The 11183-nt window shown below is 52.7% G+C and carries 10 protein-coding genes and 1 pseudogene; 5 read left to right on the top strand and 6 right to left on the bottom strand.

Annotated elements, in window-relative coordinates; genetic code table 11:
- Positions 1–204 precede the first annotated feature (204 nt).
- Complete coding sequence (locus H522_RS0115880; protein WP_026963073.1) at positions 205–1203, bottom strand: FTR1 family iron permease; 999 nt, start codon at positions 1201–1203, stop codon at positions 205–207.
- 306 nt (positions 1204–1509) lie between these two features.
- Here H522_RS0115880 and H522_RS0115885 point away from each other — a divergent pair, with 306 nt between their 5' ends.
- Positions 1510–2031: a hypothetical protein gene (locus H522_RS0115885; protein WP_026963074.1), complete on the top strand. Its 522-nt coding sequence runs from the start codon at positions 1510–1512 to the stop codon at positions 2029–2031.
- Positions 2032–2311: 280 nt separating this feature from the next.
- On the opposite strand, the gene H522_RS0115890 is transcribed toward H522_RS0115885, so the two are convergent.
- From H522_RS0115890 to H522_RS0115915, 5 genes are all read right to left on the bottom strand, one after another.
- A complete protein-coding gene (locus H522_RS0115890) occupies positions 2312–3208 on the bottom strand; it encodes an aldo/keto reductase (protein WP_026963075.1) in 897 nt (298 codons plus the stop codon).
- Positions 3209–3449: 241 nt separating this feature from the next.
- On the bottom strand, positions 3450–4169 hold the full coding sequence (locus H522_RS0115895) for a 3-ketoacyl-ACP reductase (RefSeq protein ID WP_026963076.1): 720 nt from the start codon (positions 4167–4169) through the stop codon (positions 3450–3452).
- An 807-nt stretch (positions 4170–4976) separates the two neighbouring features.
- Positions 4977–6740 (bottom strand): methyl-accepting chemotaxis protein, encoded by a 1764-nt coding sequence (locus tag H522_RS0115905; RefSeq protein ID WP_026963077.1) that lies wholly within the window; start codon positions 6738–6740, stop codon positions 4977–4979.
- A 320-nt stretch (positions 6741–7060) separates the two neighbouring features.
- On the bottom strand, positions 7061–8365 hold the full coding sequence (locus tag H522_RS0115910) for an MFS transporter (protein ID WP_026963078.1): 1305 nt from the start codon (positions 8363–8365) through the stop codon (positions 7061–7063).
- A gap of 97 nt (positions 8366–8462) precedes the next feature.
- Entirely contained in the window at positions 8463–9086 is a 624-nt protein-coding gene (locus H522_RS0115915; RefSeq protein ID WP_026963079.1) for a GntR family transcriptional regulator, read from the bottom strand.
- Positions 9087–9224: 138 nt separating this feature from the next.
- Between H522_RS0115915 and H522_RS0115920 the strand changes: the two genes are divergently transcribed.
- From H522_RS0115920 to H522_RS0115930, 4 genes and pseudogenes are all read left to right on the top strand, one after another.
- On the top strand, positions 9225–9998 hold the full coding sequence (locus tag H522_RS0115920; RefSeq protein WP_026963080.1) for a maleate cis-trans isomerase family protein: 774 nt from the start codon (positions 9225–9227) through the stop codon (positions 9996–9998).
- Between the two features lie 10 nt (positions 9999–10008).
- Positions 10009–10167 (top strand): annotated as a pseudogene (locus H522_RS21645) (IS200/IS605 family transposase); the annotation flags it as partial.
- A 10-nt stretch (positions 10168–10177) separates the two neighbouring features.
- Positions 10178–10825, top strand: coding sequence for a hypothetical protein (locus H522_RS19965; RefSeq protein WP_245578156.1), 648 nt, complete (start codon positions 10178–10180; stop codon positions 10823–10825).
- Between the two features lie 128 nt (positions 10826–10953).
- Positions 10954–11183, top strand: a 230-nt coding sequence (locus H522_RS0115930; RefSeq protein ID WP_026963081.1) for a DUF4277 domain-containing protein, incomplete at its 3' end; no start/stop codon positions are given.

Below are 11183 nucleotides of genomic sequence, written 5' to 3' on the forward strand. Positions count from 1 at the left end.
AAACACCGACGACATGAGCAAAATCCGCCGCAAGTCCCTTGGCAGACCCATCCTGGCTTCCCCCGTTGTTTCCCAGATTGCCAACGCGCCCGTCAGACACCCCTCAGAAAACAGATACAGTCTAAACCCGCCAGGCGGCGCTGACAATAGGGAATTTGCGCATCGGTGGCGCTTACAGATGCGGTGCTCGGGGTTGAGCCCGTCTCAGGTCAGTTCCCCGGTAGCTGTACCCCTACCCTGGGTGCGCTGCGGCTTAAACCGTTCCATCTGCGCCGCGTAGAACGAGCCGATGACAAACACGGCCGCGAGTGCCTGGGCTATCATGTTCTCCCAGTTGTTGAAGACGGAGAACCAGGTGCCCAGCCAGTCCGGGATGAAAATCGGGATGGTATGCGTGGGCAGCCAGTGTGCCGCCTGCATCTCATTCACCTGTTCGCCGACCATAATTTCCAACACTACGCCGAGCATCATGCCGGTAAATACGAGCATCTTCTTATACGGCAGCTTCTGGTGGGCAATGAACGTAAAGTAACCCGTGACGGCAATCAAAACCAGGGCAAGTGCTGTTCCTAAGAGGACATTCTCTGTCCCGACCTGCAGCCGGATGCTCTGCAGGAAAATGTCCACTTCAAAGCCTTCCCGATAGACCGAAGCCAAACCGAGCAGAATCAAGCCCTTATACGCCACCGATTTCACCGTATCCGCTGTGTCTTCCGCAGCGGACTCTACGGACTGGATGAGCTGTTTTTTCTTTCGGTTTTGAAAGGAAATCCAGCCGGTCCAATAGATGCGATGGAAGAACCAGTTCATCACAATCAACAACACGATAATCGCCAGCAGGCCGGTGGCCGCCTGAATGTTCGCCTCAGACGTTGTGTCGGCGACCAGGTTGAGGACACCCACCAGGATGAACCAGGTGATGAGCGTTGTCCCCAGCCCCGCGCCGGCCCCCACCGCAATCGGCCTCCAGTACACCTTCTGGGTGCGGATGAGCCCCGCAATGATGGCCGACAAGACGAGAATGCACTCCAACCCCTCGCGGTAGACGAGCACCGCCGTGTCGATCATAGCCGCCGTCGACGAGGTGCCGTGAGCTGTCGGATCTGGACTTCCGGCCGCCGTCACCGCCTGCCACACGAGGACGCCCACCAGGAGCGCCCCCGCCGCACAAACCAAAACCGAGCGAAAAAGCGTTCGCTGCATGCCTATGTACCCCTCCCAGGATAAACAGATAGTTGACTTCCATAGTCAACTTTCAGCACTCATTATATGATTACATACACCTAAGATCAATAATTAGTTTATACTAACCGAACTCGTTTTCGTTCGATCCGCTCGCCCCCTCTACATGACACACCCCGTCCGCTTCGTGTACCATAGACGTCTGTAGGTCCTGCGGACCCTCCCCGTCCACTCCCAGCAGATGCACAAATGCGATGCTGACGCTGGGTTGCGGCGGATGCGACAACCTATACGAGACGGGACAATTTGTGTGAGGTGGAAGGCACAGTGTCAACAACCGAGAAACAGCTGCAGTCGAACACCGAAGCGAGTACCAAAGCCCTTGAGGCGGAGGCACCGACCGCATTGGATGAGAACTCGACATTCGCCGAAACGGAGGCGGAGGAAACCCGGCGTCTGAAGCTGGAGGATTTGGTGCGGCGATACTTTCAGAACAAGGAAATCGCCAAGGAGAGAAACGAGGAAAACAAGCTCCTGTTTGAAGAGTTGGAACAGCTGTTCCAGGAGAGCGGCGAGGAAGAGATTATCATTCCCCTGCCAAGCGGCGAGAACGCGGTCCTCTCCCCCCGCTTTCGCGAGCGCGAGGTCCTGGACAAAGAGGGCTTAGCGGATGAGATGCAGGTGTCCAAAGACGAGCTGAAGACCCCGTATGACTTCTCCGTCTTCACCGCCCAGGGCAAGATGACCCCGGCGATGATTACCCGCCACACCACCATCGAGCGCGAAGTGAAGCTGCGCATCTCCAAGCGAAAGGCGACCACCCGCCAGCGCAGGCGTCGGAGTAAGTAGCACGCAAAAGAAGTCCTCCCCGAACGGGTCACCAGGATGGGGCGGCAAAGCCGGCGCCCCATCCCGGGCCAGCCCCTGCCCCTCCTGCCGACGCATGATAATGCTTCAGCGCGATCCCGGTGACACAGCCGCTCGCAGGTTATGGATGTTCACTCCGTGCTGCCCGCGATTTTGTAATCCATACCCACCCTACCCCCTTTTTTCGGAGCCGGCGAGACACCGGTGTCCCGCGAGAGCTGCAAGCCATCGACCGTACCCCAAAGCCAATAGAGTTCGCGCCTTACTCGAGCCCTACCCAGTCTGCCTGCGCTACTTCCTTCCAGCGGCGGCGTATGGCCTCGTATTCATCCTCCGCCAACGGGCCCTCCGCCACCATCGCGGCATTCTCCACATAGCGGTTGAGGTTGGAGGTGCCGACAATTGCCGTATGTACCCCAGGCACCGTGAGCGTAAAGCGCAGCGCTGCCGCCACCGAATCCCGTGCGCCGCGCTTAGTCAGGTCGTAATCCAGCGCCTGCAGGCGGCGCCAATACGGCTGAATGTAGGTGTTCTCCGGCAGAGACGAGTGCAGCCAAGCCGCGTTGGCAATCGGCCGCTTGACCACCACGCCCATGCCTCGTTCCCGGGCTTTCGGCAGGGTCAGCTCAATCGCTTCCTGATCCGCAATGTTCACGGAGGTCTCGAGGCTGTCAAACACCCCCGACTCCACGGCGTAGAGCGCCGCCTGACCGTCGCCGCTGTAGCCAATGTAGCGGGTCTTGCCCGCATCGCGTGCCTTCTGCAAGGCCTCGATGACGTCACCTTGCTGGAGTACCTCCAAGGAACAGCTGTGTAGATGAATGACGTCCACATAATCGGTGCCAAGGCGCTGAAGGCTTCTGTCGATGCTGGCCGTAATCGTCTTTGGGTGCCAATCGGGGGTCGACAGTCCGGACGCATGCCCGCATTTGGTGAACAGGTAGTATTCACTGCGCCGGTGTCCCACCGCGCGGCCAATCAGCTCCTCACTGGTCGCGTAACAGGCCGCCGTGTCAATGACGTTTAACCCGGCATCGAGCGCTGAGCCCAAAAGACGCTCCACATCCGCGACCGAGGCCCCCCGGAAGCCGATTTCCGCGCCGCCGAACCCGAGCACACTGACCATCAGGTCTGTGTTGCCGTATTTCCGCTGCTGCATGGTTTCCACTCCTGTTTCAAAGTTTTCAACCACAAATCGGAATCCTCGCAATGTGATGCATAGGCTCATTATACGGCATAAGCGCACAAAAGGACCCGCACCGAATCACGCGGTGCGGGTCGCTTTTCTTGGCGATCCCGGTCGCTTTCTCGCGCCGGATCACACGCGGCAAATTCAATGCGTGGGGACTCGGTTCTTCCGCAGTGCGAGCTATCGTAGCGAAGCTCTTTTGCTGCGTGAGCTATTGTGGATTCGTCATCCACAGCCCCGCCGTCTTGACGAACACCCGTTGTGGGAGTTTCAAGCAGGCCAGGACCAATTCGGCCACGTCCTCCGGTTGCATCATGTGGTCCTCATCGCCAATCGGCAAGCCGAGGCTGGCCGCCATGTCCGTGTTGACCGTGCTCGGGGCCAGCGCCGTCACGCGGATGTTGTTGCGGCGCACCTCCTGCATCAGCGACTCGGTCAAGCCCATAATGGCAAACTTCGAGGCGGAGTACGCCGAAGTCGTTGCGGCGCCACGCTCGCCAGCGCTGGAACTGATGTTGATGATGTTCCCCGTATTGCGTTCAATCATCTGCGGCAGCACGGCTCGCGTGGTGTAGTAAGTGCCGAAGAGGTTGACGCGGACAATTTGCTCCCAGTCCTCCGGCGCCATCTCGGCCAGCTTGCCAAACTTGGCGGTACCGGCGTTGTTGACAAGAATATCTATCGGACCGAGTTCAGACCGAACCTTTTCGACCGCTGCCTCTATCGCTTCCCGCTTGGAGACGTCCGCCACCGCCGTGGCCACCTTTACGCCGCAGGACGTGCGCAGACTGGACGCTAGGTTTTCCAGGTCACTCTGGGTACGAGCCACCAGACCCACGTTCACACCTTCCTGGGCCAGGCGTGTAGCGATGGCGCGACCAATGCCTTTACCCGCGCCCGTGACGAGGGCGACTTTGCCTTTGAGGTCCATGACTCTTTCCCCCTGTTCTTATTAACTGATGGATTGTCAGTTGCAGAAATAAGGATAGCTCGAAGACCAGCGTTTTACAAATCGGCCGTCAGGGGGGCGCCACGATGGAGACAATCGTCGGTATGCTGGCTTTTGCATATACTGAGTGATGAATCCTGGTTGTTACTGTGAGGTGGGCACTCACAGTGTGGATGGACCTTGGATTCAGACCCAAGGGGGATGCGGATGGTCATCCGGATCCCCCTTGTGGTGGAATCGGGCGGCGAAAATCGCGGCATCAATCCACTCCAGGACCGTGGTTCCAACGCCAAATTCCACTCAGGACCGGGCAACCTAGCCCAAGAGTACCTCCGAGCAGCATATCTTCTCACCTCCTTTCCAGTGAGGTGAGTTCGTGAGTGATTCACCCAATGTGGATTTCGTATAGGAATGAACCACCTGACATACTGTGTGAACGGAGTCGATAGAGTGGACAGGCTTAGATACCATTCGCCAATTCATATTGAGACGTGTGCAACTGCGACCTATCAAAATGGCTCTCAATCCTCACAGATTCGCTGAGAGGTTGCACTTAAGCTACTCCGCAGAGGGAGTCAATGTATACGTGATCACGAAAGCAACCGGATAAAGTCGCGAGAAAATCGAAGAGTTGAGGAAACAACTGAGTTGAAATTGAAAAAGCCGGCCTGAACCACGTATTGGTCCCGGTCGGCTTTTGGCCTGCTACACCCTGTGCATGTCCTGTTGGACGGTTCATGCGAACGTATTCCTCGGACTATAAAGCACTGAGATCTTCTAGTCCTGAAATCAAATTTTAAACTGATTTACCACCTCTTGAAGTTGCCCTGCCAGTTCAGCCAGGGACTCGGCCGACGCACGAATTTCCTCACTAGCAGCCAGCTGTTCCTCCGTGCTGGCGGATATGTGTTGCATGCCTGCAGAAGTAGACACAGATACTTGAGCGACCTGCTCCATTCCGACATTCAATTGCTTCGCTTTATCAGAAAGTTCACGAGCAGCCGCTGACACCGCTTCGACTTGTTCACGAACAGCTTCAATGGATTGATGAATTTCTTCGAAAGCACGTCGAGCCGAATTTACAGCCTTAAGTCCGTCTTCCACCTGTTTTGTCGTATTGCCGGTTTGAATGACGACATGTTCCGTACTTTCTTGCATACTATTAATCAACCCTGTAATTTCCTTGGCAGATGCTGCGGATTGTTCTGCAAGCTTCCTCACTTCATCGGCCACCACTGCGAATCCACGGCCACTCTCTCCCGCTTTGGCCGCTTCAATAGCTGCGTTTAAGGATAACAGGTTGGTTTGATCGGCAATATGGGTTATGGTATCCACGATTTGACCGATTTTTCTAGATTGTTCTCCCAATGTATGGACAATGCCCGACAAGTCATTCACCGCCGCATCAATGCCGTTCATTTGTTGGGTTACACTTTGTACCGCTTCATTTCCTTCCAGGGCCTTAGTGCTGGCATCCTTGGCGGTTCGAGATACAGTTTGTGAAGTTTCTGCAATATGCCCCATCTGTTCGGTCATATCTAAAACGAACCGTTGACTCTCTTCAATATTGGCAGTTTGCTTATAAGCGCCTTGAGCAGCATCTTGAATCGTCATTGTGATTTGTTCCGTTGCTTTGGTGCTTTCTTCTATGGTAGTGGTTAATTGCTCTGCGGATGCAGCGACTTGCTCCGATGTTTCGGTGACTCGTAAGATGAGAAATTTGAGGCTTTCCTTCATCTTGTTGAATCCTTCCGCAAGACGTCCAATCTCATCTTTGGACTTTATTCGCAACAACTCTCCTGAAAGGTCCCCATCTGAAACCAGAGCAAGGCTTTTATCCATTTCTTTAATTGGATTAATGATCTGGCGGGAGAAAAGTACGACAAGTAAAATCCCAAGCACTGAAGAGATGATAAAGGTGACATACATACTGTGTAACACTTGGTTGGCGCCACTATTAAAGTCAGGAGTATAAGCTCCGACGGCTACAATCCATCCCCATGCAGGAGCTTGGGCTGAGTATACAATTTTGTTCTCTAGCTCATTGGGATGTCCTGGTAGTGGCCATATGTATTGCGTATATCCACCGCCATGTTCGGCTGTTTTAATTACAGCCCGCATCATGTAGAATCCATGGCTATCTTTAGAGTTCCAAAGGTTCTGGCCTTCAGAAGTCGGGCTGGCCAACGAATTCCCCTTTTTATCCAAAATGAAAAAGAATCCTCGGTTGTTACCGATGTTGTAATTCGGATTGATAGGACGTAATCCATTAGATCCTTTAGGGCCGAGAATCATCCGCTTAACGTCTTCCTGGGCTTGTGCCTTGGACATGTGGCCTTCCTGAACTTGTGTATTTAGGATTTTGATTGTCGAGTTCACAAGCTGCACATAGTTTTTAAGGGCTATTTCACTTTGGGTATTGAGTTGACTTCGAGCCACATAGTAAGAAACCAAGCCAAGAATGAGGCTTGGGATAATTAAAAACACAAGGGAAATTCCAATCAGTTTGCTCGTTAACGTAGTGAAACGAATCACCCTTAACCCAGTCTTCATAGGTCGACTTCCCCCACTCCGTTTCTATGTTTCCAATGACTGTTGGGAAACTCAGTACGATCATGTTGGTTGTATATCTTGCGAATCCCTAATATAACAATTCCTGAATTTCACCCCCGTTGTGCTGGTTGATTCCAAGCGCAAGAGTACAACAGCAGGCAAACTACAAGCAAAATTATACCAAACGCGCCTTGACTGGCTAGCAAGCATTTGTCCGAGCCTGGACTGAGCATTCAGGACATAACGCAGACTTGCGTCATGCATGCCCTGAGAATCCGTCTGCTTTGGCTGGCGAAGTGGTCACAAGACTTACCACCGAGTCAGTTATCACTCGTAATGACAGTACCTTTCGTTTCCCGTAGGGTATATACTAACAATCCCGCTAGCAGATATGCCACAGCCCCAATGCTGATCGTCAGCGAGAAGCCAAGTGGCTTGATTAGATGCGGTACCGCCAAGATCCCGAAGATGGCACCAACTCGGCCGAAATTAAAGCAGAAGCCACTGGCAGTAGATCGGATGCTGGTTGGAAACAATTCAGCGTACCAGGCACCGAATCCGGCGAAGTAACCAGTTCCAAAGCCAACTAAGGCGGACACGAGACCAAGGGTTACAACGTTGCTGCCGGACAACAACAACTTACCATGGGTAAGTGACATATGGCTGACGGTGAAGGTGAATAAAGGTAATATAATGACCATGAAAAAGAAGAAGAAGGCAAAGCTGTGCCGGCGGCCGATTCTCTCTGCGAGCACGCCGTAGACTAGGTACCCAACAATTCCGCCAATTCCGGTCCAAACTAGAAAGATAGGAGCCTGTCCGATGTTTATGTTCAGAATATTCTGCAGATATGTAGGCGCAAACGTCTCAATCAGCCAGTAACCAATCATGGCAAGTACTGAAATGACAAGCGCCAGCAAGGTTTGGCGGAAGTATTTCGGATCGAAAATCTCAAATATATTCTGACTCCTATTGTTTTTCCGTATAAAGTCTTTGTTTTCGATCCATACTGGGGATTCATTGACGAAAAACAAGCAATAGATGAAGACAAGGAAAGCGGGAATGCTAGAGATATAGAATAGTTCGCGCCAAGCGCTTGCGGTATGATTCGAGCCCAAGATACTCCAGGCAAAAATGGCCGCTAGCAAGTTGCCGCCGGACCAACCAGTCTGCAAAACGGCAAGTGCTTTCGCCCGCCCCTCGGGTTTCCACACTTCGGAAACCAAACTTGCGGCACCTGACCACAGACCGCCTACGGCAATTCCGACGACAAATCGGTACATATTCAGTTCTATCAGCGAGTGGGAAGTACCACAGAGTATGGTGCCGACGCCATAAATGAATACCGAAATCAAAATAGTCGGCTTACGACCAATGTAATCAGAAATGTTCCCGAGAAAATAGCCCCCGATACCTGTGGCGAGTAAAAACCAAGCCATGGTTCCGACAACACTGGACAACTGCGTGTGAAATGAGTGTGATATAGCCAACATGACGAAACTGAAAACCGCTGCGTCCATGGCGTCGAATAGCCATGCGCCCCAGGATCCGGCTAGAATTGCGTACGCTTTCGTCTGACCCACCGGCGTTGCCGAGCTAACAGTTACGGATGACATTGATGCCATTTTGACTCATCCTCCCTTGTCTTAACGATATAGGTGTTCATTGGGGGCCGGAGTAACTACAGACTATAAACCCGGGCATCCTGCAATGCACCTAGATCTACTGAGCGTCTCGCCCAAAACGGTTTAACATCTCATGATAATTTCTGACCAAGTGCTGTCGCATCAGTGATTCGGCCAAATCTCCATCGCCAGACAAGACGGCTTCGAAGATATCACCGTGCTCATCCGGAAGTTCCACACGGTTGCGCACAACATCCCTCCGGCAGAGCAGAATGATCGCTTGCATGCGCTCAATAATATGAGTAATCCGATCATTTCCGCACGCGCGCACAATCAAGTTATGAAACTCCGTATGAGCCCGCATAGCTGTTTCAAAATCCCTCGATTTTGAAGTTTCGATAAGGCTCTTCAAGTGTTTTTTATCAGTCTCTTCCATGAAGGTTGCAGCCTGTCTCGCCGCATAGCTTTCCAACAGAATTCGGATTTCGTAACACTCTCTCACCTCTTTAAAAGTCGGTTCAATCACGCATTTATTGCGGAGTAGTCCTTCGTGTTCCAACCTCAAGATTGATTCGCGTACCGGTGTCCGACTGACACCCAATTGTGCTGCGATCCGTTCCTCAGCCAAACGGGTACCTGCTGAAAAGGTTCCCTCCATGATTTGCCGAAAAAGGAAATCATAAATCTGTTGATTGACTGGGACGGGTTTTTTTATCTGCAATTTGTCTTCGCCTCCTTTCTGTATACAGTATTCGATTTGTGTGCAGTGTACTGTGTATAGTATAGTTACTAATGTAAGTGTTTGCAACCAAACAATACGATTCATAGTAATTCACGAATAATTCGGGGAGGAATTTTCTTGAGTCACTATCGAATTGGATTGATTGTCCCAAGTTCCAACACCACGATGGAAACGGAAATTCCTGCTATGTTACTGCGTAGAATGGCGGATATTCCGGGAGAGACCTTCACGTTTCACTCCAGTCGCATGCGGATGCAACACGTAAATCCGGAGGAATTGAAGAGGATGGACGTCGACAGCGACCGTTGCGCGATAGAACTGTCGGACGCCGACTGTGACGTACTGGCGTATGCTTGCCTAGTGGCCATCATGTGCCAAGGTAATCAGTACCATAAAAAGTCAGAGCAACGCTTGCGCCAAACAACGGCCGCAAATAACCATCTTGCACCCGTTATTAGCAGTGCTGGTGCACTGGTCCGCAGTCTCCATGAAATGGGCGCAAAACGGATCTCTATCATCACTCCGTATATGAAACCTCTCACTAAACAAGTCGTTAATTACATTGAAGAAACCGGGATTGAAGTTATCGACTCCATCAGCCTCGAAGTCCCGGACAACCTTGAGGTTGGCCGACTAGATCCCATGAATCTCGTGAACGTGGTGGATGACCTCAAAATCGATGGAACGGACGTGGTCGTTTTGTCTGCTTGTGTTCAAATGCCCTCTCTCCCGGCAGTTCAGATTGTTCAGGACAAGATTGGAAAGCCGGTTGTGACCGCGGCGATTGCCACGGTTTACGAAATCTTGAAAACCCTCGGTTTAGAAACCTATGTCTCGAATGCAGGATACCTATTAGAGAGAAAGCCAAAGCCGTCTATCTCCCGAGCCTAAGTGAGTACCTCTGAAAGGCCGTTCGTCAAGAATCTTGCGTCAAGAATTTCCTGGGCTCGGGAGTCGGTTGCCGACCTTGTGGACCAACTCCCACTTTGTCTCCACCGTTGGAGGTGCGCCGCTTGCCGTCATCAAGCAATACTACATCGAAATCCAAAAATCGGTATAAGGTACGGCGGTTGCATTTGGCTTCTACCGCGCAACTCGATGCCTTAGCGCGGTCGGCGGGCAACCTGTATTCCACCGTCGTAGTGGATTTCTGGCGCACCGTTCGGAAACATGGCATTTGGTTAAAGCCGTCGGCCATGATGCGGTGGCATACGTCGAACCAACTTCATGCCCATAGCGCCGATGCGGTGGTGCAGAGTTGCTACGCCGCTCTCAAGTCCTGGCGCAAGCGGAGGAAGACGGATGCGCAAGCCAAACCGCCGTACCGTCGGCGGCGCTACTTCCGTGTTCAGTGGAAGCCGTCTGCGATTCGGGTTCGGGTCGGGAAGCTCATCCTCTCTAATGGTCGCGGCAACGCCCCGCTGGTCGTGCCGTGGCCCTGGGAAGCCCCAGTCTTGGTCGAACTGGGGTGGGCTGATTCGGCTTATGAACTACGGGCCGTATACTCCCGGCCCCCGGTAGGACCTGTTACAACGGGAGGAGTAGTCGGAACCGACTTGAGCGAAGTTCATCTTGCCGTGGTCCACGATGGGGAGCGGACGACGATTTACAATGGACGGGAACTTCGGGCCAAACGGCAATATCAGAACAAGCTCAAAGACCGTCACATGCGCGCCCGCGTAGCTTGCGACGAGCGAGAAAGAATCCCCGCCCTTTAGGGCTGGGGAGAACGTGAAAACACAGATTCCGCGCCTGATATAGGGTGGTTCAGTAATTTTCCAAAGGGTTTACGGGGGTTCACAGCGAAATCTTTCATCCATCGCAACATGGCACGGAGGATTTCCAGTTGATTGAACCCATATCGCAATACAAGGTTGAAGCAGCTCCCGTATTCGCTGAACTCATACGGCGATTGAAATGGGGGGAGCGTATTGATGCGATTGTTCCAGTCAAACCCGAAGACTGCCGTGTTTCCGTCGGGGTGCGGATTAAGGCCCTTCTCATCAATATTCTGACGGACAGAAAAGCCCTCTATCGGGTACAACGTTTCTATGAACGGCAAGACATCGAACTGCT

This window comes from Alicyclobacillus herbarius DSM 13609, assembly GCF_000430585.1.
Lineage (GTDB): Bacteria > Bacillota > Bacilli > Alicyclobacillales > Alicyclobacillaceae > Alicyclobacillus_G > Alicyclobacillus_G herbarius.